The sequence below is a fragment of the Actinomadura citrea genome, assembly GCF_013409045.1.
Lineage (GTDB): Bacteria > Actinomycetota > Actinomycetes > Streptosporangiales > Streptosporangiaceae > Spirillospora > Spirillospora citrea.
This window is the reverse complement of the sequence record NZ_JACCBT010000001.1, coordinates 6,337,594-6,359,554: the sequence shown is the minus strand read 5'-3', so window position 1 is coordinate 6,359,554 and position 21,961 is coordinate 6,337,594. Positions and strand designations below refer to the sequence as shown.

Here is a 21,961-nt window from a genome sequence, read left to right as displayed (position 1 = left end):
GTGAACTTGTGTCGGCCATGGTGACGACCCGGCTATCCGATGTCAATATGTTGAACGCGCGAATCAGGCGCAGCCGGATCGGCTGCGCCAGGGCGTTCGCTAAGTCAGAACGACGGCGGCGTCATCGCGCCGACGAGCACGGCGTTGCTGTCGGTGGCGTTGCGGTACCAGTGCGACAGGCTTGAGTCGTAGGTGATCGAGTCGCCCTCGTAGAGCGTGTGCATGGTGCCCGCGATGCACACCATGAGCTCGCCCTCGGTGATCAGGATGCACTCCTCGCCGGGGTGCTCGAACGGCGTGCTCTCGTTGCTCCACCCGGCGGCGACCTGCGCCTTTATCATGCCGAGCCGGCCGTTCATGTGCGGCGTGATCAGGGTGTACTCAAGGTTCTCGTCGGCCAGCAGCAGGCGGCGGTGGGTTCCGGCGCGGACCAGCGCGCCGGCCGCGGTGTCGGCGAGGAAGAACCGGCCGACCGGTACGTCGAGCGCCTGCGCCAGCTTCACGAGCGTCGTGAACGAGGGGTTCCCCTGGCCGCGCTCGATCTGGCTCAGCAGGCCGGGACTCAGGTCGGCGGCCTGGGCGAGGGCGGCGATGCTCAGGTCGGCGGCGTGGCGCAGCTCGCGTACGAGGTTGCCCACGACGGCCATGGTCGGCGTCGGGTTGCCCGGCTTACCGGCCTCTGTCGAGCTTGCGCTGCGCGGCATGGTGACAGCCTGCCCGACTCGGGCAGGTGTCGTCAATATATTGAACAGCACGGCTGGGTCGGCGCCCTGGACGGTCGGTCCTTGACGCTCGTCTCTGCGTAAGTATAGCTTACGCCACCTAAGTGATAGTAACGATGTGGTTAACCGCCACGACAAGCGGAGGGCCGTTGACCAGCGTGTTCGAAACCTCCCTGAGCGGCCTGCTCACCGGCCGGGTCGCCCTGGTCACCGGTGCGGCCGGCGCGCTCGGCGCATCGATCTGCCACGCCTTCACCCGGGCCGGCGCCGAGGTCGTCGGCGCCGACCTGGTCGAGGGCGGCGCCTGCGACCTCGTCGCGGACGTGGCGACGGCCGAGGGCAACCGGCTCATGGTCGCCGAGGCCGTCCGCCGGCACGGGCGCCTCGACGTGCTGGTCCTCAACGCCGGCGTGCAGTTCGTCGCGCCGATCCCCGAGTTCCCCGAGGAGCAGTGGGACCGGCTCATGGACGTGATGGCCAAGGGCCCCTTCCTGGCCATGAAGGCCGCCTGGACGGAGCTGACCCGCCGGTCGGGGTCGCGCGTCCTGATCACGTCCTCCGTCTCCGGCATGGTGGCCGAGCCGTTCAAGGCCGCGTACGTCTCGGCCAAGCACGCGGTCAACGGCCTCACCAAGGTCGCCGCGCTGGAGGGGGCGCCGCACGGGCTGACCGTCAACGCGGTCGCCCCCGGCTGGATGTCGACGCCGATGGTCGAGCGCCAGTTGCCGGAGCAGATGGCCCTGCGCGGCCTCACCCGAGAGCAGGTGCTCGAGCTCATGCTCGGCCGCCAGCCCGTCAAACGCCTGATCGGCACGGACGAGGTCGCCGCCCTTTTCGCGCTGCTCGCCAGCGACCTCACCTCCGCGGTGACCGGCGTCTGCCTACCGGCGGACCTCGGCACGCTCGCGTCCTGAAGCATCACCTTTACCGAAGGGATCGGCCATGTTGCGCGACAAGTACGAGCCGTGCGTCCTCACCGCCGCGGTGACCGGCGGCGACGTCCTCCCGAGCCAGAGCCCGCACATCCCGTGCGGCCCAGAGGCCATCATCGAGGAGGCCGTCGGCGCCGCCGAGGCGGGGGCCACCTGCGTCCACCTCCACGCCCGCGAGCCCGACGGCCGGCCCTCCGGCGACCCCGCCCTGTTCCGCGACATCGTGGCCGGGATCCGCGAGCGGTCCGGTGTCGTCATCAACATCAGCACCGGCGGCACCCCGGGGATGCCCGAGGAGCAGCGCCTGGCCGGCATCCGCGCCTGCCGGCCGGAGATCGGCACGCTGAACCTCGGGACGATGAACTACGAGGGCTTCCCGAACAGGGCACGCTGGCCGAAGGTGCGGCATGCCTGGGAGCAGGAGGTCCTGGACAAGTCCGGCGAGGGCGTGTTCACCAACACGCTCGGCACCATCCGCCGCTTCGCGGCCGAGTTCCGCGACCTGGGCGTGACGCCGGAGCTGGAGGCGTACGACCTCGGGCACCTGTCCATGGTCCGCTTCCTGCTCGACGAGGGGACCCTTGAGGGGCCCGTGCGGATCCAGCTCGTGCTGGGCGTGCTCGGCGGCGCGGGCAACGCCCTCGACGACTTCTTCACGCTGTCCCAGGCGGCCGCCCGTATCCTCGGACCCGACGCTGCGAGCCTCAGCGTGGCCGCGACCGGTTTCCCGGGAGAGTTCCGGCATGTCGCGACCGCGCTGTCGTGGGGCGCCGACTGCCGGGTGGGTCTGGAGGACAACATTCGGGTCCGTCGGGACCGGCAGGCGGAGAGCAACGCGGAACTGGTCCGCGTCGCCACCGACCTCGCCGATCTGCTGGCCAGGCCGATCGCGACGCCCGACGCGCTGCGCAGCGAGCTGGGTCCCTGGTACAAGGCCACATAGAGGAGTGGAAACCAATTGGCTGCTCGCCCGCCGGCACATCACCAGAGCGGCAACAAACGCCCCGGCCACTTCGGCGGTCCGACCGCCGAGGGCGCCCGCGCCGACGAGGGGCCGGACGGTGACGCCGACGCCGTCAAGGTGCTGCTCGGCCGCAACATCAACAGCCTGCGAACCCAGCGCGGCATGGCGGTCCGCGACCTGGCCGAGCAGGCCGGAGTGTCGGCGGCGTTCATCTCGCAGGTCGAGCACGGCACGGCGTCGCCCTCGGTGCCGACGCTGGTCCGCATCGCGCAGGCGCTGCGGGCCCACATCGGCGACCTGTTCCAGGCGACGCTGTCGCGCAGCCAGATCGTCCGGCACGACGAACGCGCGGCGTACGAGTACCCGGACCGCGGCATCACCGAGGCCCAGGTCAGCTCGGACGCCAGTGGGTGCCTGGAGGTGCTGTGGGTGAAGCTCGAACCCGGCGGTGGAACCGGCCCGGAGCTGTTCGCCCACGGCGCGGACACCGAGTTCGTGTTCGTCCTCAAGGGCCAGGTCGCCATCACCGTCGGGTCGGAGGACCACCGCCTCTCCGCCGGGGACAGCCTCACCTTCCCTGGCAAGGACGTGCACGGAAGCCAGAACCTGTCCCGCGGTTCGTCGGAACTGCTCTGGGTGCAGACCCCCGCCTCGTACTAGGAGAGGTCTCGGCGCGCACCCTTCACCCTGTCACTACGGTCGTCGGGAAACGCCAGTGAACCTGTCCGAGAAGCCGACCGGCTTCGTCGCCATGCCGCAAGGCTCCGTCGCGTACTGGCGCACCGGCACCCCCGGCCGGACCCCGGTCGTGTGCCTACACGGCGGGCCCGGCCTGCCGCACTCCTACCTGGAGCCGCTCGCCCGGCTGGGCGCCGACCGGGAGGTGATCTTCTACGACCAGGCGGGCTGCGGGGAGTCCGGCCGGGGGTCGCCGGAGCCGTCGTGGTCGATCCCGTACTTCGTCGAGGAGCTGCGGGCGGTCGTGGCGGCCCTGGGCCTGGAGGAGTTCCATCTCTTCGGCAACTCCTGGGGCGGGTGGCTCGCCCTGGAGTACACGCTCGGCGACCCGCCCGCGGCGCCGGTCTCGCTCCTCCTCAACAGCTCCCCGCCGAGCGTGGCGCGCTGGATCAGCGGGGTGTGCGCGCTGCGCGCCCGGCTTCCGCGGGACGTGGTCCGGGCGATGGACGAGCACGAGCGGGCCGGCACGGTTCACTCGCGCGATTACCGGGAGGCCCTCGCCGTCTTCAACCGCCGGCACATGTGCCGGGTGCGGCCGTGGCCCGCACCGCTCAAGGCCGCGCTCGGCGGATTCGGCGACGAGGTTTACGCGGCACTGTGGGGGACGAGCGAGTTCGGGCCGGTGACCGGCGCACTCGCGGACTGGGACGTCACGCCGCGCCTGCCGGGGATACGCGTGCCCACCCTGGTCACCTGCGGGCGGCATGACGAGGCCGCGCCGGAGCACATGGCGGCGCTGGCGGACGGCATCGCGGGCGCCCGGTTCCGGGTCTTCGACGAAAGCTCGCACATGGCGTTCCTCGAAGAGCCGGACGCCTTCATCGCCGAGCTTTCGGCGTTCCTGGCCGACGTCGAGGCGCGGCGCCGGTGAACCCTCTTTCGACAAGGACGGGACGATGAGCGAAACCAAGGTCGGCCGGATCGGCCCCAAAGCGACGGCGGAGGGCCGGAACGCGGTCTGCTCCAGCGCGCATCCGCTCGTGACCGACGCGATGCTCGACATCCTGCGCGAGGGCGGCAACGCCATCGACGCGGCCATCGTCGGATGCCTGCTCAACGCGACGATCCAGCAGGACATGACGTGCCACGCGGGCACGGTCACGATGCTGTTCTGGAACGCCGAGCAGGGCCGGTGCCACGAGCTCAACAGCATGGGCACGATCGTGCCGGGGCTCGCCCCGTTCCGGCCGGTCGCCGTCTCGTCGGGGCCGTACACCGCGATCCCGGAGGGGCCGTGCGCGGTGATCCCCGGCTTCATGCCGGGGCTCAAGACGATGCACGAGCGGTTCGGGTCGCGGCCTTGGGACCGGCTCTGCGCGCCGTCGATCCACTGGGCCGAGGTGGGCCACGAGGTCGACTCCTTCGAGCACCTGGTCCTGGGCCACAGCGTCGAGCTGTACATGAACACCGCGTCCGGGCGGCGCCACTTCACCCCCGACGGGCATCTGCCGCAGGCTGGGCAGCGGTGGCCGAAGCCGGAGCTGGCCCGGACGCTGACGAAGCTGGCCGCCGAGGGGCCGGACCTGTTCATCGACGGTGAGTGGGCGCGGCTGTTCGTCGACCGCGCGAACGAGGTCGGCTGGCCGATCGAGATGCGGCACATGCGCCAGGACGAGCCCCGGTGGGGAGACGGCCTGCGCTACCGGCACGGCGACGTCGAGGTCGTCCAGCAGGCGCCGCCGGAACGCCAGGCCGTCATGTCGGCGATGGTCCTCGGCATCCTCCACGAGCTGGGCGTCGCCGAGCTCGGGCATTATGCCGAGTCGCCCCAGTCGCTGTACTACATGGCGCACGCGCTGCGCCGGGCCGCGTACGAGACCGGTTTCATCAACGACCCGGCGGTGTTCGAGGACCCCAGCAGCGTGCTGATGTCGCGGGAGTACCACCGCGCGCTCGCCGCCGTGCTCCGGATGAGCCGCACCAAGGTGGACCTCACCGAGCACGTCCGGCTCACCTCGACGCCGGGCGCGCTCGGCGAGGCGACCGGCCGGTCGGGCGAGTCCGTCGGCAGCTGCGAGCTGAGCGTCGTCGACGCCCAGGGCAATTGGGTCCAGCTCGTCAACACGGTGCAGGGGGGAGGCGTCCCGGGCCAGGTCGTCGGCGGCGTACCGATGATCGGCAGCACCATGACGAGCAGCCTCACCGCCATGCTCGGCGGCTGGCTGACCGGCGGCGGACGGATCCGCTCGGTCATCGGCAACACCCTGCTCCTGCGGGACGGCCGCCCGTGGCTCGCCCTCGGCACGCCCGGCATCCCGCACATCACGGTGCCGCAGGTCATGACGAGCATCCTCGAAAACGGCCTGGACCCGTACGCGGCGGACGACGCGCCCCGCATGCTGCCGCTCGCCGACGACTATTCGGTGATGGTCGAAAGCCGCCTGACGCCCGAAGTCGTCACCGAGGTCGCCCGCATGGGCATCCTGGTCCGGCCGATGGCGCCGTACCAGTACCAGATGGGCAGCTTCCACATGACCTGGCGCGACGACACGGGGGCCCTGCACGCCTCCGCCGGCCCCCGCCGCGCCGGCCAGGCCGCAGCCTTCTGACCGCCCCCGCCGACGCCCGCCCTCCTCACCAGACCAGCGGGCTAATCCTCGTTTAACCCCTGAGGGGCTCTTATGGGCGGGGCCGGGACAGGGTGTTCCGGGGAGAGGGTCGGCGTGAAGGTTTGGGGTTGGGGTGTTGTCGCGGTGCTCTTGCTGGGGGGCGTCGCCGGGTGTGGGGATGGCGGGGGCGGGAGTGGGGTCGCCAGTGCCGGCGGGGTTACCGCCTCGGGGTCTGCCTCGCCCGGCAAGTCGGTTTCTCCGGAGGATGCTCAGCTGAAGTTCGCGCAGTGCATGCGGGAGAACGGGGTGGACGTTCCCGATCCCGGGAGTGGGGACGAGCACGCGCTGCGGCTGGGGAAGGGCGGTGACCGCTCGAAGCTGGAGGCCGCGCTCAAGAAGTGCCAGTCGTGGCTGCAGGCGGGCGGGAAGATGCCCGATCTCAAGGATCCGAAGGTGCGCGACCAGTACGTCAAGTTCGCGCAGTGCATGCGCGAGCACGGTGTCGACATCCCGGATCCGGGGCCGGACGGGCAGATCAAGCTCCCGACCGGGCAGGTCGACCGGGGACAGGCGGAGAAGGCGCGGGAGGCGTGCAAGGCGAGCCTGCCTGGAGTCGGGAAGTGAGGCGGGCCGTGGTCGCGGGTGGGCTTGCCGTCGTGGTGGTGGTGGTGGTCGGCGGTGCCGTCGCGTGGACCAGGGACGGGAGTCAGGCACAGGGCGCGCAGGCTCCGTTGGCGACGGCGGTCGTCAGCCGGGGCGATCTCGTGGACACCGAGAAGGTGGACGGGAAGCTCACCTACGGCGATGTCCGGGACGTGTGGGCCGGGGCGTCCGGTGTCGTGACGTGGGCGCCGGAGGCGGGCGCGACCGTTGAGCGCGGCGAGACCCTGCTCTCGGTGGCGGGCAGGCCTGTGACGTTGATGTACGGCGGACGGCCCATGTACAGGACGCTGCGTGAGGGTGTCTCTGGAAAGGACGTCCGGCAGCTTGAGGAGAACCTGCGGGCTCTCGGATACGGCGGTATCACCGTGGACGGGGAGTTCACCGGGGCTACGGGGGCCGCTGTCGAGGAGTGGCAGGACGACCGGGGGCTTGAGGAGACCGGGCGCGTTGACGCTGGTCAGGTCGTCTTCCTGGGCGGGGCCGTGCGGGTCCGGGAGGTCAAGGCGCCCGAAGGGAAGCGGGTCGCCCAGGGGCAGCCCGCCCTGACGGTGGCAGGGACGAGACGGGTCGTGCACGTCGATCTGGACGCCGACAAGCAGGATCTCGCGAAGAAGGGCGCCCGGGTCTCGGTGGAGCTGCCCGGTGGGGCGACCGTCAAGGGGACGATCAGCGAGGTCGGCGGCGTCGCCCAGACGACCGGGTCGGGGCAGGACCAGAAGACCACGGTCGGCGTCGACATCTCGGTGGGGAACGCCAAGACGGGGCGGCTGGACGAGGCGCCGGTCAGTGTCGAGCTGGAGAGCGAGCGGCGGAAGGGCGTGCTCTCGGTGCCGGTCGAGGCGTTGCTGGCGCTGCGGGAGGGCGGGTTCGGCGTCGAGGTCGTGGACGGCTCCCGGCGCCTGCTGCCGGTGGAGGTCGGGGCGTTCGGCGGCGGGCGGGTCGAAGTCGCCGGGGGCGGGCTCCGCGAGGGGATGAAGGTCGGGGTGCCCGCCGAATGAAGGGCTTCGACGACGAGGGCTCGGACATCGTGGAGCTGGGCGGGGTGGTCAAGGAGTACACGGGCGGGGTCGCGGCCCTGCGGGGGGTGGATCTGGTGATCGCGTCGGGGGAGCTGGTGGCGATCGTCGGGCCGTCCGGGTCGGGGAAGTCGACGCTGCTGCACATGATCGGGACGCTGGACCGGCCGACCCGGGGGAGCGTGCGGGTCGCCGGGCACGACGTCGCGGGGCTCGCGGACCGGGAGCTGTCGGCGCTGCGGGCGCGGCACATCGGGTTCGTGTTCCAGCAGTTCCACCTGGCCGCGGGGGTGAGCGCCCTCGACAACGTCGCCGACGGCCTCCTGTACAGCGGGGTCGGGCTGCGGGAGCGTCGGGAGCGGGCGCGGGCGGCGCTCGCTCGGGTCGGGCTGGCGGAGCGGACGGCGCACCGGCCGCACCAGCTGTCGGGCGGCGAGCAGCAGCGGGTCGCGGTCGCGCGGGCGGTCGTGGGCGAGCCCGACCTGCTGCTGGCGGACGAGCCGACCGGCAACCTCGACACCGCCGCGGGCGCCGATGTGCTCGCCCTGCTGGACGAGCTGAACCGCGCCGGCACCACCGTCGTGGTGATCACGCACGACATGGAGGTGGCGGCTCGGGCGCCGCGGCGGGTGCGGGTCCGGGACGGAGTGATCGTCGCGGACGAGCGGGCGGGGGTGGGGAGCCGATGAGGCCCGCGCGGCTCGGTGCGGGCGACGTGCTGCGCGTCGGGCTCGGAGGGCTCAGGGCCCGTCCGACGCGGGTGCTGCTGTCGGCCCTCGGGATCGCGATCGGGATCGCGACCATGGTCGCCGTCATCGGGATCTCCTCCTCCAGCCGGGAGGACCTGTTGCGGCGGCTCGACAGGCTCGGCACGAACCTGCTGACGGCCAAGCCGGGCGACACGCTGTTCGGAGCCAAGGCGGAGCTGCCCGAGACGGCACCGGAGATGGTGCGGCGGATCGGGCCGGTCACGGCGGTCGGCGCGACGGGGTCGGTGGAGGCCACCGTCCGCCGCACCGACAGGATCCCGGAGGAGGTCACGCAGGGGATCGCCGTGCAGGCCGCGACGGCCGGGCTGCTCGGCACCCTCGACGTCGCGCCGGCGAGCGGGCGGCGGCCGGACGCGGCCACCGAGGGACGTCCCGTCGTCGTGCTCGGGTCGGAGGCGGCGCGGCGGCTCGGCCTGGACCGGGCGGGCGGCCAGGTCTGGATCGGCGGCCGGTGGTTCGTCGTCCTCGGCGTGCTCCGCCCGGCGGAGCTGGCCCCGGAGATCGACCGCTCCGCCCTCGTCGGCTGGGACGCCGCACGCCGGTACCTCGGCTTCGACGGGCACCCCACGACGATCTACGAGCGCTCGGCGGACGCCTCGGTCGGCGACGTCCGGGACGTCCTCGCCCGGACGGTCAACCCCGAGCGTCCCGAGGAGGTCCAGGTCAGCCGGCCCTCGGACGCCCTGGAGGCGCGGGCCGCGGCGTCCGGGGCGTTCACCGGGCTGCTGCTCGGGCTCGGCGCCGTCGCGCTGCTGGTCGGCGGGGTCGGGGTCGCCAACACGATGGTGATCTCGGTGCTGGAACGGCGCCGCGAGATCGGGCTGCGCCGGTCGCTCGGCGCCACCCGCGGCCAGGTCCGCGTCCAGTTCCTCGCCGAGTCGCTGCTGCTGTCGGCGTTCGGCGGCGCGGCCGGGGTCGTGCTCGGCGCGGTGGTGACCACCGGGTTCGCGCTGTGGAAGGGGTGGCCGCCGGTCGTGCCGGTGTGGGCGCTCGGCGGCGCGCTCGCCGCGACCCTGGCGATCGGGACGGTCGCGGGCCTGTACCCGGCGGCGCGGGCGGCGCGGCTGCCGCCGACCGCGGCGCTCGCGGCCGCGTGAGGCTGGTCACGATCTGTCCGATCGGTGCATGATTGGGCGACGTCGACCCGCCCTGGGGGAGGTGCCTCAACCACCATGCCGGTGCCACGCCCGCTCCGCGAGCGCTGCAGGGAGTTCCTCGGGATCGACGGGGAGATCCGCTACATCTTCCCCGCGATGACCTACGGCGGCGGCGCGGGCTTCCTCTTCGTGGTCACGGGCGACCAGGTCGCGGTGATCTCCACCGGCTCGCTGAGCCGCAGCACCCCGAAGAGCATCTGGGGCAGCTACCCGCGCGGCACCCGGATCGGGCCGGTGGAGACGGGTGTCGGCGCGTCGTTCGAGTTCGCGGGCGCCGTGTTCGAGCTCGACGACGAGTACGTGCCGGTCGTCAACGCGGCCGACGCCGAGGTGTTCGCCCGCGACAGCCTTCCCCGCGACCCGCTGCCCGATCTCTGACGAGGCGTCAGGACGACGGCGCCGGCTCGGTGGCCTTGGCCGGGGCGGGCTTGGACGGCGACGGGCTGCGCAGGAACAGCACCATCACCGGCACCAGGTAGGCCGCCCACATGACCAGCTGCAGCCAGGTGATCTGCGGCGTGACGTTCAGGACGCCCTGGAAGACGGTCTGCATCCAGTCGCCGGCGTCGCCGAACTTGGCGAAGAAGGCGTGCGGCTCCAGCGCGACCGAGTGCAGGCCGGGGAACACCTCGGCCTCCTGGAGGTCGTGGAAGCCGTAGCCGAACACGCCGGCGGCGACGACGATGAGCGCGGCGCCCGTCCAGGTGAAGAACCGCTTGAGGTTGATCTTGAGGCCGCCGCGGTAGAGCAGGTAGCCGAGGGCGACGGCCACGGCGAGGCCGAGGAACGCGCCGGTGATCGGCTGGGTGGACCCGCCGGAGGAGTTGGAGATGTTCGTCCACAGGAACAGCGCGGTCTCCAGCCCCTCGCGCCCGACGGCCAGGAACGCGACGGCGGCGAGGGCGAGCGGGCCGACGTCGAGCGCGCCCTCCAGCCTGCCCTCCAGCTCGGCCTTCATGAACCGGGCGGTCTTGCGCATCCAGAAGACCATCCAGGTGACCAGCCCCACCGCGATGATCGACAGGATGCCGCCGAACAGCTCCTGCGTCTTGAACTGCATCTCCGACGACGCGGCGCTCAGCGCGATCCCGAACGCGCACGCCAGGACGACGGCGGCGCCGATGCCCGTCCAGACGGGGAGCAGGGCCCGGCGGTTGCCGGTCTTCACCAGGTAGGCGATCAGGATGCTCACGACCAGGGCGGCCTCGAGCCCCTCACGCAGGCCGATGAGGAAGTTGCCCAGCAGCATCGACGCACTCCTCGGGGGATCGCACGGACGTTTTAGGCAAACCTAACCTAAGCCAGTGTGTGCCTCGCGGTCGCCCCCGTGCAAGTCCGGCCTAGAGCTCGCCCTTGCTGTCGAGGCGCAGGAAAGCCTTGGCGATCGGCTGGGCGGTGAGCTCCACCTGCCAGCCGCGGGCGCCGAGGCCGCGCAGGGCGGCGCCGATCGCGGACGCCGAAGCCTCCGCCGGGGGCGTCCACGCCAGTCGGCGGACGTAGTCGGGCTGCACGAGGTTCTCCGACGGCATCGAGTGCTCCTCGGCGAGCGCGGCGACGACGGCGCGGGCCGCGGTGAGCCGCTTGGCGGCCTCCGGGTCGCGGTCGGCCCAGCGGTGCGCGGGCGGCGGCCCGTCGCCGGGCAGGTTGGACTCGGGCAGCGCGCGCTCGCCGAGCTCGCGGGCGCGGGCGACGGCGCGCAGCCACGCCGACTGGTGCCGGCGGGCGCCGCGGCCCCGCATCGTCGGCAGGGCCTGCAGCTCGGCCGGGGTCTTCGGGGACTTCTGCGCCAGCTCGATGATCGCCGAGTCCTGGAGCACCCGGCCGGGGGACAGGTCCCGCTCCTGGGCGATCTTGTCGCGCGCCTCCCAGACCTCGCGGACGGCGGCGAGCGCCCGCCGGTTGCGCACCCGGTGGATGCCGGACGTGCGGCGCCACGGGTCGGGACGCGGCGGCTTCGGCGGCGTGGCCAGGATCGCCGCGAACTCCTCCCGCGCCCACTCCAGCTTGCCCGCCGCCTCCAGCTCCTCACGGAGCACGTCGCGCAGCTCGACCAGCAGCTCGACGTCCAGCGCGGCGTAGCGCAGCCAGTCGTCGGGAAGGGGGCGCGTCGACCAGTCGGCCGCCGAGTAGCCCTTCTCCAGCACGAAGCCGAGCACGTTCTCGACCATGGAGCCGAGCCCGACCCGGGGGTAGCCGAGCAGCCGCCCGGCCAGCTCGGTGTCGAACAGCCGGCGCGGGACGAGCCCGACCTCGGCCAGGCACGGCAGGTCCTGGTTGGCGGCGTGCAGCACCATCTCGGCGTCGGCGAGCGCGGCGTCCAGCCCGGACAGGTCGGGCAGCGCGACCGGGTCGATCAGCGCGGTGCCGGCGCCCGCGCGGCGCAGCTGGATCAGGTAGGCGCGCTGCCCGTACCGGTAGCCGGAGGCCCGCTCGGCGTCGACCGCGACGGGACCGGTGCCCGCGGCGAACGCCGCGATGACGCGTTCCAGGTCGGCGGGAGCGGTGAGCACCGGCGGGACGCCCTCGCGCGGCTCCAGCAGCGGGACGGCGGGAGGACCGGTGTCGGCCTCCGCGCTCGCCTGGTCGGGGCCCGGCCCGGCCGGCCCGGGAACGGTCCCGGGAGGGGTCGCCGCCGTCTTCTCCGCACCGGCGCCCCGTTCGGGGCCGGTGGCGCGCGTTTCGGACACTCCCACTTCTTCCGTGTTCTCCCCCGCCGCCTCGGTTTCGGACGCTGTGCTCACGCCCCCTACCGTACGTCGCTCAGCCGCCCGCGCCGCCAGGCCGGTCCGGCAGCTCGGCGACACCGGCCGGCGGGAGCCCCGCCGTGGTGCACATCACCTCGCACCAGGCCAGCACGTGACCGGCGAGATCGTCGCCGGTCGGGGACCACGAGGCGCGCAGCTCCAGCTCCGTGGTGGACGGCTCGTCGCGCTTGTCGCCGAAGCTCTCCGACACCGCGCGGGTGATCGTCCCCGACACCCCGGCGTAGCCGGCGGGCTCCAGGGCCTCCAGCAGCCAGTCCCACGCGACGGAGCCGATCAGCTCGTCGGCGGCGATGTCGGGCTCCAGGTCGGCGCGGATGTAGGCGACGACCCGGAAGCCGTTCGTCCAGCCGGCGCGGCCGTCGGGGTCGTACAGCACGATGAGGCGGCCCATGGCGACCTCGGCGTCGTCGTCGCGGTAGACGCTGCCGGACATGGCCGCCGCGTACGGCGCCAGGCTCTGCGGGGCGGGCATGTCCTCCAGGTCGAGCTCCGGCCGGAGGGCGGGCCCGCCGAGGATTTCGCGCAGCGTGTCGACGGCCCGCTGGAAGGCAGGTGGGTTCATGGGTGGACCGGCCTGATCGCGGGGAAGTGTCGGGTCGCCGGGCACCGGCTCGGGCCGGTGGCGGTGGGACGGGGCGGTGCCGCAGGGGGCGGCCGGTGGACGTGGAGGGGAGGCAGGCACGGCACAGGTTTCGTCTCGGGGGCCGGGCCGGTCAGGCCACGGCCCGCACGGTGGCGGCGCGGCCGCGCGCCCGGGCGGTCTCGGAGGCCCGGCGGGGGGCCGGGGCGGTCACGGCGGTCACGGCGGGCGGCGGGCCGACCAGGACGGCCGAACCGCAGTCGGCGCAGGCCCGCTCGGGGCACTCCTCGCCGTGCACGTCCTCGCACGGCGGCTGCTCGAACACCCGTTCATCACCGCAGGTGAAGCAGTACAAGGGGGAACCTCCCTCGGCTATGACACGCATCACGTTCGCATGCGCCGGTGACAGAATGCGGGACTTCGCTCGGCGTGTCCGGAAGTTCGTTGCGCCTCACGCGCCACTCCGGTGCTCTCCCATCGGCTTTTCGTGGGACCATCACAACGTGACCGCTGACGCAGCCCGTTCGAACGACCACTCTGCGCGCACGCCCGACGACGGCGGCCTCGCCGAGAGCCCCTTCCTGCTGGCCTGCCGGCGCCTGCCGGTGCCGCACACGCCCGTGTGGTTCATGCGCCAGGCGGGTCGCTCGCTGCCGGAGTACCTGCGGGTCCGCGAGGGCGTCCCGATGCTGGAGTCGTGCACCCGCCCGGACATGATCGTGGAGATCACGATGCAGCCGCTGCGCCGGTACGCGGTGGACGCGGCGATCTTCTACAGCGACATCATGGTGCCGCTCCGCGCGGTCGGCGTCGACCTCGACATCAAGCCCGGCGTCGGCCCGGTCATCGCCGATCCCATCCGCGACGCCGCGGGCCTGGACGTCCTGCGCCCCCTCTCGCCCGACGACGTCCCGTACGTGACCGAGGCCGTGGGGGGCCTGGTCGGCGAGCTGGGCGCGACGCCGCTCATCGGGTTCGCCGGAGGCCCCTTCACGCTCGCCTCGTACCTGATCGAGGGCGGCCCGTCCAAGAACCACGAGCGCACCAAGGCGATGATGTACGGCGAGCCGGAGCTGTGGGCCCGGCTCATGGAGCGCCTGGCCGACCTCACGATCGCGTTCCTGAAGGTGCAGGTCGCGGCCGGGGCGAGCGCCGTGCAGGTCTTCGACTCGTGGGTGGGCGCGGTCGCCGCGCAGGACTACCGCGAGTACGTCCTGCCGCACGCCCGCCGCGTGTTCGCCGAGATCGAGCCGCTCGGCGTCCCGCGCATCCACTTCGGCGTCGGGACGGGCGAGCTGCTCGGCCTGATGGGCGAGGCGGGGGCGGACGTCGTCGGCGTCGACTGGCGGGTGCCGCTGGACGAGGCCGTCAGCCGGGTGGAGCCGGGCAAGGCCCTGCAGGGCAACCTCGACCCGGCGGTCCTCTTCGCGCCGTGGGAGATCGTGGAGCGCCGCGCCCGCGACGTGCTGGCCCGCGGCCGCACCGCCGAGGGGCACATCTTCAACCTGGGCCACGGCGTCCTGCCGTCCATGGACCCGGACATGCTGGCCCGCCTCGCCGACCTCGTCCACGAGGCGAGCACCGACGACCCGCACTAGACGGGCGGCGGCGGCCCCTGCCGCGGTGCCCGCGAGGGGTCCTCGCCCGCGCCGACGGCGGCCTTCGCGTCATCCGGCTCCGGTGCCTGCTCCGGGTCCTGCGCGGGGTCGGCCGCGTCGCCGTCCGCGGACCGGGCGCGCACCCGGCGGCGCAGGGCCAGCGCCGGCAGCCCGATCACGGCGCCCGCGACGAGGAACGGCAGCAGCCAGCCGACCACGGCGGCGACGCCGCCGACGAACGCGGTGAACGCGTGCCACCCGTTCTCCAGCCCGCCGACGAATCCGCCGCGGGGCTCGTCCTTCTCGGGCGGCGGGGCCTTGCTCACGAGCGTCACGGTCACGGTCGCGAACCGCGTGCGGTGGGCGAGCGACTTCTGGCGCGCCTGGAGCGCCTCCAGGTCGGCCTCCCGCTCGGAGATCTCCTGCTCGATGCTCATGATCTCGCTGACGGAGTTCGCCCGGTCGAGCAGCTTGCGGAACGACTCCAGCGCGGCCTTCGCGGACCGCACCCGCGCGTCGACGTCGGCCACCTCGCCCGTGACGTCCTCGGCCTGCTGGCTGAGCGACAGCTTCGTGCCGAGCTCGGCGCCGAGCCGGCCCAGCACCTCGGCGTACCGGTCACCGGGGATCCTGAGCGCGATCTCCGAGCGGGCCGGGTCGCTCGACGTCGACTCCCGCTCGACGTAGCCGCCCGCCGCGGCGACCAGCTGCTTGGCCTTGGCGGCGGCGGCCTCCACGTCCCCGGCCCGCACCCGCAGGTCGGCCGTGTGGACGACCTCGCGCCCGGTGGGCAGGGGCGCCTCCGGCCGCGCGGTCCCGCTCTGCGGGGCGCCCTCGGCGCGCCGGGCGCCGCCCGGCAGGGCCGGCGCCGTGGCCATGCCCCGGGGGGCGGAGTCCGACGCTCCGGAGGAGTGGTCGCCGCCCCCGCACGCGGCCATGCCCGCGGCCAGCGGCAGGACGACCAGTGCGCAGGTGATGCTCCTGACGATCCGCATGGGGCTTGGACGGGGTGCGGCGGATCACCGTTCCCCGGGGCCGGTCGCGATCCGGGCACGAAGCGGGCACGCGGTGATCACGGGCCGTCGGTGAGGACGACCGGCCCGCCGATGTTCACGGACCCGAGCGTCCACAGGGCGCCGGTACCGGGGACGACCGCGAGCGCGGTCGCGTAGATGTTGCTCCTGTTGGGCACGGCGGTGGTCGGGACGCGCTCCCAGGTCCCGCCGCCGTAGCGGAGCAGGCCGGGCTCGGCGGGCTCGTCGAGCGAGTGCCCGAGCGCCCACAGCGTCCCGTCCTCGCCCTCGACGATCCTGGTGAGGGCGTTGAGGCCGGGCGGCGGGGTGACGCCCGTCCAGGCCGTGCCGTTCCAGTGCATCAGGACGGGTGAGGCCGGGGACGTGCGGTAACTGATGCCGGTGGCCCAGGCGTCGGTGGGGGAGAGGGCGATCATGTCGGTGAAGCCGGTCCCGGGGACGGGCTCGTGCACGGGGACGCTCCGCCAGGATCGCCCGTCCCAGTGGTGTGCGGCGAGCGTCTGGTCGGTGCGGGAGGCGGTGCCGAGGAACCAGATGTCGTCGTCGGCCCGGATGTAGGACGCGTACCGCTGCATGTCAGGGATGGCGGTGATGTGCGTCCAGGTATCGCCCGTCCGGCGGTAGACGTCGCCGTCGGTGCCGACCCAGACGCCGTCGGCCCTCGCCTGGAGGTCCGCGGCGCGGGCGCCGGACGGCAGTGCCACCTGCTCGAACCGCGACCCGGTGAAATGCGCCACGTAGGGGGTCACCGTGGCCGTGTCGCCCGAGCCGTACTTCGGGCCGGTGATCCACACGTCCTCGGGACCGGCCGCGTCGACGTCGGCGATGGTGCCGCGGGCGGACAGGTTCTGGAGGCCGTACTCGACCCAGCGGGCGTCCTTCCAGCGCCGGACGACGGGGTTTCCCGGGATGCTCTGCCCGGTGCCCGGGATCGGGCCGGGGATCACCAGTTCGCCCTGGTTCCCGGCGATCCAGACGCTGTCGGGCGAGGCGGCGTCGACGTCGTAGAGGCTGTTGTTCGGCCAGAAGAACGGCAGCGGGACCGGTGCGAACCGGCCGCGGGCCGCGGCCGACGCGGGGGACGCGAGCCCTCCGGTCGCGAGCACTCCGGCCGTGAGAGCCGCCGTGACGAGGGCGGAGGTCTTCCGAGGCATCATGGGTGCCAGTATTCACTGGCGCGGTCTTGAGGTCTTGTCATCTCCGCGACAAAAATCCGGGCGCCCGAGCGCGGCGCCGGGCCCGCCCCGGTGCGCGATCCGGCGAGGCGTCTGGGAGGCTGGAGGCATGACCACGTCCCATGCCGTTGTCGTCGGGGGCGGCATCGCGGGCCTCGCCGCCGCGCGCATGCTCGTCCGGGAGGGCGTCCGGGTGACGGTCCTGGAGGGCTCCCCCCGGATCGGCGGGAAGCTGCGGGTCAGCGAGATCGCCGGGATCCCGGTGGACGAGGGCGCCGAGTCGATGCTCGCCCGCCGTCCCGAGGGCCTGGACCTGGTGCGCGACCTCGGCCGCTCCGGCGACCTGGTGAACCCCGGCACCACGTCCTCGGGGATCCTCAGCCGCGGCGCGCTGCGGCCCATCCCGTCCGGCCAGGTGATGGGCGTCCCGTCCGACCTGAAGGCGCTGGCCGCCGCGCACGTGCTGTCGCCGTCCGGGCTCGCGCGCGTCCCCCTCGACCTCGTGCTGCCGGAGACGCCGCGCGGCGGTGACGTGTCCGTCGCCGACTACATCGGCGCCCGCCTCGGCGGCGAGGTCGTCGACCGGCTCGTGGAGCCGCTGCTCGGCGGCGTCTACGCGGGACGGGCCGAGCGGCTGTCCTTCGAGTCCACGCTGCCCGCCGTCGCCGCCGCCGCGCGCTCCCACCGGTCGCTGATCCACGCCGTCCAGGGCATCCGGGACGCCGCGCCGAAGAACCCCGGCCCGGTGTTCGCCACGCTGCCGGACGGCCTCGGCACGCTCCCGCACCTGGTCGCCGCCGACATCACCGAGGCCGGCGGGACGGTCAGGACAGGCGCCACGGTCCGCGGGCTGCGCCGCCGCGAGAACGGCTGGCGGCTGACCGTGGGCCCGGCCCGCGACCCCGAGAGCCTCGACGCCAACGCGGTGGTGGTCGCGGTGCCGGCGGCCCCGGCGTCCCGGCTGCTGGAGCCGGACGTCCCCGCCGCCGCGCGGGAGCTGGGCGGCATCGAGTACGCCAGCATGGCGATCATCACGCTCGCCTACCGGGTCACCGCGTTCCCGCGGCTCCCGGAGGGCAGCGGCTACCTCGTCCCGAACGTGGAGAGCGACACCGCCCGCGGCGGCCGCGGGGTCAAGGCCGTCACGTTCAGCTCGCTGAAGTGGCCGCACCTGCGCGAGCGCGACCCGGGCGTCGTCGCGGTGCGCTGCTCCATCGGCCGGTACGGCGAGGAGCACACGCTCCAGCGGACCGACGAGGAGCTCATCGCGACCGCGATGGCCGAGCTCGCCGCGACGTGCGGGGTCACCGAGCTGCCCGCCGAGAGCCGGGTGACCCGCTGGGGCGGCGGTCTCCCGCAGTACAACGTGGGCCACGCCGACCGCGTGGCCAAGGTCCGGGCCGCGGTCGCCGGAGCGCCGGGGCTGGCCGTCGCGGGCGCCGCCTACGACGGCCTCGGCATCCCCGCATGCATCGCCTCCGCGCGTGCGGCGGCGCTCCGCGTGCTGGACCATTTGCGCAGTCGAGAAGGAGTGGGACCATGACGGAGCAGCCGGGCAAGCCGAAGGCGCGCGAACTCAACAACGTCATCCGCTACACCATGTGGTCGGTGTTCCGGGTCGCGAACCCGGGAACCGTGGGCGAGCAGGAGGCGGCGGAGGTGCAGGACCTCCTCGACCAGGCCGCCCAGAAGGACGTCACCACGCGCGGCGCCTACGACGTCGCGGGCCTGCGGGCGGACGCCGACTACATGTTCTGGTGGCACGCGCCCACGTCCGACGACCTGCAGGAGGTCTACACCCGGTTCCGGCGGACGGCGCTGGGCCGCGCGAGCGAGCCGGTGTGGTCGCAGATGGCGCTGCACCGCCCGGCGGAGTTCAACAAGAGCCACATCCCGGCGTTCCTCGCCGACGAGGAGCCCCGCGCCTACGTGTGCGTCTACCCGTTCGTCCGCTCCTACGAGTGGTACCTGCTGCCGGACGAGGAGCGCCGCGCGATGCTCGCCGAGCACGGGAAGATGGCGCGCGACTACCCCGACGTCCGCGCCAACACGGTGTCGGCGTTCGCGCTCGGCGACTACGAGTGGATGCTGGCGTTCGAGGCCGACGAGCTGCACCGCATCGTCGACCTGATGCGGCACCTGCGGGGCGCGAGGGCCCGCCTGCACACCCGCGAGGAAGTGCCGTTCTACACGGGTCGCCGCAAGCCGGTCGCCGAACTGGTCGCCGGCCTGGCCTAGCCCGCCTCATCACTCCGAATCGCGCGTGGGGCGGGGGCGGCCGGCAGTAAAGTGCCGTCCGTGACCAAGTCTCCCGCCCGGCACACCCGCGGACGGCACGCCCGGCCGCCGTCCGAGTTCTCCACCCGCCTGCACCGCCTGATCGCGTCCCTGCGAGGCTCCCGGCGACGCCGGCTGGGCGTCGCCGGGGCGGTGACCGCCACGGTCGCGGTGCTCGCGGCCGTCGCCGTCCTGGCGCTGCCCGGCGGCTCGGGCCCCGCGCCCCGCGCCGCCGTCGCCGCCCGCACGGCGGCCGCCCCGTCCCCGAACGAGCGCGTCGGGGACCCCGACGAGATCACCGACGCGGTGCCGTACTTCGAGACGAAGGACCCCGGCGGGAAGGTCGTCAAGCACGTCACCGACGTCCGCCGCAGCGGCAGCTTCGTGCGCGTCTACACCGACCTCGGGGAGTCCGACGAGAACTCCGATCCGGCCATCGACCTGTGCAAGTGGACGACCCAGTTCCTCAAGGACGGCGGCGACGACGAGCCCCGCGTCTTCGTCCACGGCAAGAGCGACGACAACGGCAGCGTCGTGCTGGCCAACAAGCAGAGCGACAAGGACGACTGCGAGGTCCCCGAGACCCCCTAGCAGCCGCCGGGCTGCGTCAGGGCCCGGGGAGGTCGCGTCATTCGGCCGGTTCGAGGGTGAGGGAGATCGAATTGATGCAGTAGCGGTCGTCGGTCGGGGTGTCGTAGCCCTCGCCGTGGAAGACGTGCCCGAGATGCGAGTCGCACACCGCGCAGCGGACCTCGGTACGGACCATGCCGAGGGAGCCGTCCTCGATCAGCGTGACCGCGTCGGAGTCGGACGGCGCGAAGAACGACGGCCAGCCGCAGTGGCTCTCGAACTTGGTCTCCGACCGGAACAGCTCCGTCCCGCAGGCGCGGCACCGGTACACACCGATGGTCTTGGTGTCGGTGTACTCGCCGGTGAAGGGCTTCTCGGTGCCCGCCTCCCGCAGCACGTGGTACTCCTCCGGGCTGAGCCGGGCCCGCCACTCGTCCTCGCTTTTGCGGATCTTCTCCATGGTTCGACCGTACCCGGCGGCGCCGCCGGGGAGGACTGTCGTGCCCGTGGGTTACCGTGCGGTTATGGCCTCGCCCTTCATCGAGATCCCGGTCGGGGATCGCCTCGTCAAGGTGACCAATCCCGACAAGGTCTACTTCCCCGAGCACGGCTACACCAAGCGGCAGCTCGTGGAGTACTACGTGGCCGTGGGGGAGGGGATCCTTCGCGCCACCCGCGACCGCCCGACGACGCTGGAACGCTGGCCCGCCGGGGTCTTCGAGGGCGCCCGCATGGCCACCCGCGAGGACTACGCGCGCGGCCAGGCGGGCATGGGGGCCGGGAAGTCCGACGCGTTCTACCAGAAGCGCATTCCGAAGGGCGCGCCCGACTGGGTGCGGACCGCCCGGATCGCCTTCCCCAGCGGGCGCTCCGCCGACGAGGTCTGCCCGACCGAGGTCGCCGTGATCGCCTGGGCGGCCAACCTCGGGACGCTGACCTTCCACCCGTGGCCCGTCCGCAAGGGCGACGTCGACCATCCGGACGAGCTGCGCATCGACCTCGACCCGCAGCCCGGCACCGACTTCGCCGACGCCGTCCGGGTGGCGCTCGGCCCGGCCCGCGACCTGCTCGCGGAGCTGGGCTACACCGGGTACGTCAAGACGTCCGGCAAGGGCGGCGTGCACATCTACGTCCGCATCGAGCCGCGCTGGACGTTCACCGAGGTCCGCCGGGCCGCCCTCGCCTTCGGCCGCGAGGTGGAGCGCCGCGCCCCCGCCGAGGTCACCACGAAGTGGTGGAAGGAGGAGCGGGGCGAGCAGATCTTCATCGACTTCAACCAGAACGCGCGCGACCGCACGATCGCGTCCGCCTACAGCGTCCGGCCGGCCCCGCACGCCCCGGTGTCGGCGCCCGTGACCTGGGAGGAGCTGTCCGGCGTCGACCCGCGCGACTTCACGATCGCCACGATGCCCGCCCGCTTCGCCGAGCTGGGCGACCTGCACGCCTCGATCGACGACGCGTCCTTCTCCCTGGACGCCCTCCTCGACATGGCCGACCGCGACGAGAAGGACCACGGCCTCGGCGACATGCCGTACCCGCCGAACTACCCGAAGATGCCCGGCGAGCCCAAGCGCGTCCAGCCCAGCAAGGACACCGGCGACCACTAGGGAATTTCCGCCGCACGGCCTTTCTTGCACCGGGTGGCAGCCGGTCGAAGCGGAGGCGGAGCGATGTCCATATTGACCATCCGGTATCTCGGAGGGCCGAGCGCGATCCTGGAGATCGGAGGCGTGCGGCTCGTCGTCGACCCCACGTTCGACCCGCCCGGCGACTACCCGATGGGGTCGCGGAAGCTGACCAAGACCGCCGGGCCGGTGCTCGGCCCGGCGGACGTCGGCCGGGTCGACGCGGTGCTGCTGTCCCACGACCAGCACCCGGACAACCTGGACACGGGCGGCCGGGCCTACCTGGCCGGGGTTCCGCTGACCCTGACGACGGAGGCCGCCGCCGGACGCCTCGGCGGCACCGCCCGCGCGCTGCCGAACTGGGAGCACGCCGAACTGCCCCGCCCGGACGGCGGGACGCTCCGCGTCACCGGTGTCCCCGCCCAGCACGGTCCGGACGGCACCGCGCATCTGACGGGCCCGGTCACCGGCTTCGTCCTTTCCGGCGAGGGCCTGCCCACGACCTATGTGAGCGGCGACAACGCGTCCCTCGACGTGGTCCGGGCCGTCGCCGGGCGGTTCGCCCCGTTCGACGTCGCCGTGCTCTTCGCCGGTGGTGCCCAGACCCCGCTCGTCGGCGACGCCTACCTCACTTTGACCAGCGAGGGCGCGGCCGAGGCCGCCGTCATCCTGGGCGCCGCCCAGATCGTCCCGCTGCACTTCGAGGGCTGGGCGCATTTCTCCCAGGGCCGCGACACCCTGGCGCCGGCCTTCGAGCGGGCGGGGCTGACCGATCGCCTCCACCTCGTCGGAGTCGGCGAGAGCGTCGTGTTGTGACGCGGGTGAG

General features: G+C 73.2%; 24 protein-coding genes. 16 read left to right on the top strand and 8 right to left on the bottom strand.

Annotated elements, in window-relative coordinates:
• Positions 1-104: 104 nt before the first annotated feature.
• A complete protein-coding gene (locus tag BJ999_RS29230) occupies positions 105-704 on the bottom strand; it encodes a helix-turn-helix domain-containing protein (protein ID WP_179836243.1) in 600 nt (199 codons plus the stop codon).
• A gap of 176 nt (positions 705-880) precedes the next feature.
• Between BJ999_RS29230 and BJ999_RS29225 the strand changes: the two genes are divergently transcribed.
• From BJ999_RS29225 to BJ999_RS29180, 10 genes are all read left to right on the top strand, one after another.
• Positions 881-1,636, top strand: a complete 756-nt coding sequence (locus BJ999_RS29225; protein WP_229810161.1) for an SDR family oxidoreductase — start codon at positions 881-883, stop codon at positions 1,634-1,636.
• Between the two features lie 28 nt (positions 1,637-1,664).
• On the top strand, positions 1,665-2,597 hold the full coding sequence (locus BJ999_RS29220) for a beta-keto acid cleavage family enzyme (RefSeq protein WP_229810104.1): 933 nt from the start codon (positions 1,665-1,667) through the stop codon (positions 2,595-2,597).
• A gap of 15 nt (positions 2,598-2,612) precedes the next feature.
• On the top strand, positions 2,613-3,278 hold the full coding sequence (locus tag BJ999_RS29215) for a helix-turn-helix domain-containing protein (RefSeq protein ID WP_179836241.1): 666 nt from the start codon (positions 2,613-2,615) through the stop codon (positions 3,276-3,278).
• Between the two features lie 55 nt (positions 3,279-3,333).
• A complete protein-coding gene (locus BJ999_RS29210) occupies positions 3,334-4,227 on the top strand; it encodes a proline iminopeptidase-family hydrolase (protein ID WP_179836240.1) in 894 nt (297 codons plus the stop codon).
• A 25-nt stretch (positions 4,228-4,252) separates the two neighbouring features.
• Positions 4,253-5,905 carry a gamma-glutamyltransferase gene (locus BJ999_RS29205; RefSeq protein WP_179836239.1) on the top strand — a complete coding sequence of 551 codons (1,653 nt, stop codon included), beginning with the start codon at positions 4,253-4,255 and terminating at the stop codon, positions 5,903-5,905.
• Positions 5,906-6,211: 306 nt separating this feature from the next.
• On the top strand, positions 6,212-6,529 hold the full coding sequence (locus BJ999_RS29200) for a hypothetical protein (RefSeq protein WP_179836238.1): 318 nt from the start codon (positions 6,212-6,214) through the stop codon (positions 6,527-6,529).
• Complete coding sequence (locus tag BJ999_RS29195) at positions 6,526-7,566, top strand: peptidoglycan-binding protein (RefSeq protein WP_229810103.1); 1,041 nt, start codon at positions 6,526-6,528, stop codon at positions 7,564-7,566. Before BJ999_RS29200 ends, BJ999_RS29195 begins: the two co-directional genes overlap by 4 nt.
• Positions 7,563-8,273, top strand: coding sequence for an ABC transporter ATP-binding protein (locus tag BJ999_RS29190; protein ID WP_179836237.1), 711 nt, complete (start codon positions 7,563-7,565; stop codon positions 8,271-8,273). Before BJ999_RS29195 ends, BJ999_RS29190 begins: the two co-directional genes overlap by 4 nt.
• Complete coding sequence (locus BJ999_RS29185) at positions 8,270-9,451, top strand: ABC transporter permease (protein WP_179836236.1); 1,182 nt, start codon at positions 8,270-8,272, stop codon at positions 9,449-9,451. Before BJ999_RS29190 ends, BJ999_RS29185 begins: the two co-directional genes overlap by 4 nt.
• A gap of 75 nt (positions 9,452-9,526) precedes the next feature.
• Positions 9,527-9,889, top strand: a complete 363-nt coding sequence (locus BJ999_RS29180) for a hypothetical protein (RefSeq protein WP_179836235.1) — start codon at positions 9,527-9,529, stop codon at positions 9,887-9,889.
• Between the two features lie 7 nt (positions 9,890-9,896).
• Here BJ999_RS29180 and efeU read toward each other — a convergent pair whose 3' ends face one another.
• The 4 genes from efeU to BJ999_RS29160 form a co-directional block, all read right to left on the bottom strand.
• On the bottom strand, positions 9,897-10,760 hold the full coding sequence (gene efeU / locus BJ999_RS29175; protein WP_229810102.1) for an iron uptake transporter permease EfeU: 864 nt from the start codon (positions 10,758-10,760) through the stop codon (positions 9,897-9,899).
• Positions 10,761-10,851: 91 nt separating this feature from the next.
• Positions 10,852-12,051: an HRDC domain-containing protein gene (locus tag BJ999_RS29170; RefSeq protein ID WP_218936168.1), complete on the bottom strand. Its 1,200-nt coding sequence runs from the start codon at positions 12,049-12,051 to the stop codon at positions 10,852-10,854.
• Positions 12,052-12,271: 220 nt separating this feature from the next.
• Positions 12,272-12,838 (bottom strand): DUF3000 domain-containing protein, encoded by a 567-nt coding sequence (locus BJ999_RS29165; RefSeq protein WP_179836234.1) that lies wholly within the window; start codon positions 12,836-12,838, stop codon positions 12,272-12,274.
• 151 nt (positions 12,839-12,989) lie between these two features.
• On the bottom strand, positions 12,990-13,211 hold the full coding sequence (locus BJ999_RS29160) for a hypothetical protein (protein ID WP_179836233.1): 222 nt from the start codon (positions 13,209-13,211) through the stop codon (positions 12,990-12,992).
• A 229-nt stretch (positions 13,212-13,440) separates the two neighbouring features.
• Between BJ999_RS29160 and hemE the strand changes: the two genes are divergently transcribed.
• A complete protein-coding gene (hemE, locus tag BJ999_RS29155) occupies positions 13,441-14,454 on the top strand; it encodes a uroporphyrinogen decarboxylase (RefSeq protein ID WP_268247783.1) in 1,014 nt (337 codons plus the stop codon).
• Here hemE and BJ999_RS29150 read toward each other — a convergent pair.
• Together BJ999_RS29150 and BJ999_RS29145 are read right to left on the bottom strand one after the other, a co-directional pair.
• A complete protein-coding gene (locus BJ999_RS29150; protein WP_179836231.1) occupies positions 14,451-15,449 on the bottom strand; it encodes a DUF4349 domain-containing protein in 999 nt (332 codons plus the stop codon). The two genes, hemE and BJ999_RS29150, sit on opposite strands and share 4 nt — an antisense overlap.
• A gap of 77 nt (positions 15,450-15,526) precedes the next feature.
• The gene (locus BJ999_RS29145) at positions 15,527-16,645 is read right to left on the bottom strand and encodes a beta propeller repeat protein (RefSeq protein WP_179836230.1); all 1,119 of its coding nucleotides are present in this window, start codon (positions 16,643-16,645) and stop codon (positions 15,527-15,529) included.
• A gap of 127 nt (positions 16,646-16,772) precedes the next feature.
• Between BJ999_RS29145 and hemG the strand changes: the two genes are divergently transcribed.
• From hemG to BJ999_RS29130, 3 genes are read left to right on the top strand one after another with little or no spacing between them, the layout of a single operon-like run.
• Entirely contained in the window at positions 16,773-18,206 is a 1,434-nt protein-coding gene (gene hemG, locus BJ999_RS29140) for a protoporphyrinogen oxidase (RefSeq protein ID WP_229810101.1), read from the top strand.
• Positions 18,203-18,901 (top strand): hydrogen peroxide-dependent heme synthase, encoded by a 699-nt coding sequence (hemQ, locus tag BJ999_RS29135; RefSeq protein ID WP_179836228.1) that lies wholly within the window; start codon positions 18,203-18,205, stop codon positions 18,899-18,901. Before hemG ends, hemQ begins: the two co-directional genes overlap by 4 nt.
• Positions 18,902-18,961: 60 nt before the next feature.
• On the top strand, positions 18,962-19,531 hold the full coding sequence (locus BJ999_RS29130; RefSeq protein WP_179836227.1) for a hypothetical protein: 570 nt from the start codon (positions 18,962-18,964) through the stop codon (positions 19,529-19,531).
• A gap of 37 nt (positions 19,532-19,568) precedes the next feature.
• On the opposite strand, the gene msrB is transcribed toward BJ999_RS29130, so the two are convergent.
• Entirely contained in the window at positions 19,569-19,970 is a 402-nt protein-coding gene (gene msrB / locus BJ999_RS29125) for a peptide-methionine (R)-S-oxide reductase MsrB (RefSeq protein ID WP_179836226.1), read from the bottom strand.
• Positions 19,971-20,034: 64 nt separating this feature from the next.
• Here msrB and BJ999_RS29120 point away from each other — a divergent pair, with 64 nt between their 5' ends.
• A complete protein-coding gene (locus BJ999_RS29120; RefSeq protein ID WP_179836225.1) occupies positions 20,035-21,117 on the top strand; it encodes a DNA polymerase domain-containing protein in 1,083 nt (360 codons plus the stop codon).
• Between the two features lie 63 nt (positions 21,118-21,180).
• Positions 21,181-21,951 (top strand): MBL fold metallo-hydrolase, encoded by a 771-nt coding sequence (locus BJ999_RS29115; RefSeq protein ID WP_179836224.1) that lies wholly within the window; start codon positions 21,181-21,183, stop codon positions 21,949-21,951.
• Positions 21,952-21,961: the final 10 nt, after the last annotated feature.

What these genes read in the sequence shown, in the direction of transcription:
- BJ999_RS29230 (WP_179836243.1), bottom strand. Translation starts at nt 704, where the DNA reads ATGCCGCGCAGCGCAAGCTCGACAGAGGCCGGTAAGCCGGGCAACCCG.
- BJ999_RS29220 (WP_229810104.1), top strand. Translation starts at nt 1,665, where the DNA reads ATGTTGCGCGACAAGTACGAGCCGTGCGTCCTCACCGCCGCGGTGACC.
- BJ999_RS29205 (WP_179836239.1), top strand. Translation starts at nt 4,253, where the DNA reads ATGAGCGAAACCAAGGTCGGCCGGATCGGCCCCAAAGCGACGGCGGAG.
- BJ999_RS29190 (WP_179836237.1), top strand. Translation starts at nt 7,563, where the DNA reads ATGAAGGGCTTCGACGACGAGGGCTCGGACATCGTGGAGCTGGGCGGG.
- BJ999_RS29185 (WP_179836236.1), top strand. Translation starts at nt 8,270, where the DNA reads ATGAGGCCCGCGCGGCTCGGTGCGGGCGACGTGCTGCGCGTCGGGCTC.
- BJ999_RS29180 (WP_179836235.1), top strand. Translation starts at nt 9,527, where the DNA reads ATGCCGGTGCCACGCCCGCTCCGCGAGCGCTGCAGGGAGTTCCTCGGG.
- efeU (WP_229810102.1), bottom strand. Translation starts at nt 10,760, where the DNA reads ATGCTGCTGGGCAACTTCCTCATCGGCCTGCGTGAGGGGCTCGAGGCC.
- BJ999_RS29165 (WP_179836234.1), bottom strand. Translation starts at nt 12,838, where the DNA reads ATGAACCCACCTGCCTTCCAGCGGGCCGTCGACACGCTGCGCGAAATC.
- BJ999_RS29150 (WP_179836231.1), bottom strand. Translation starts at nt 15,449, where the DNA reads ATGCGGATCGTCAGGAGCATCACCTGCGCACTGGTCGTCCTGCCGCTG.
- BJ999_RS29145 (WP_179836230.1), bottom strand. Translation starts at nt 16,645, where the DNA reads ATGATGCCTCGGAAGACCTCCGCCCTCGTCACGGCGGCTCTCACGGCC.
- hemG (WP_229810101.1), top strand. Translation starts at nt 16,773, where the DNA reads ATGACCACGTCCCATGCCGTTGTCGTCGGGGGCGGCATCGCGGGCCTC.
- hemQ (WP_179836228.1), top strand. Translation starts at nt 18,203, where the DNA reads ATGACGGAGCAGCCGGGCAAGCCGAAGGCGCGCGAACTCAACAACGTC.
- msrB (WP_179836226.1), bottom strand. Translation starts at nt 19,970, where the DNA reads ATGGAGAAGATCCGCAAAAGCGAGGACGAGTGGCGGGCCCGGCTCAGC.
- BJ999_RS29120 (WP_179836225.1), top strand. Translation starts at nt 20,035, where the DNA reads ATGGCCTCGCCCTTCATCGAGATCCCGGTCGGGGATCGCCTCGTCAAG.
- BJ999_RS29115 (WP_179836224.1), top strand. Translation starts at nt 21,181, where the DNA reads ATGTCCATATTGACCATCCGGTATCTCGGAGGGCCGAGCGCGATCCTG.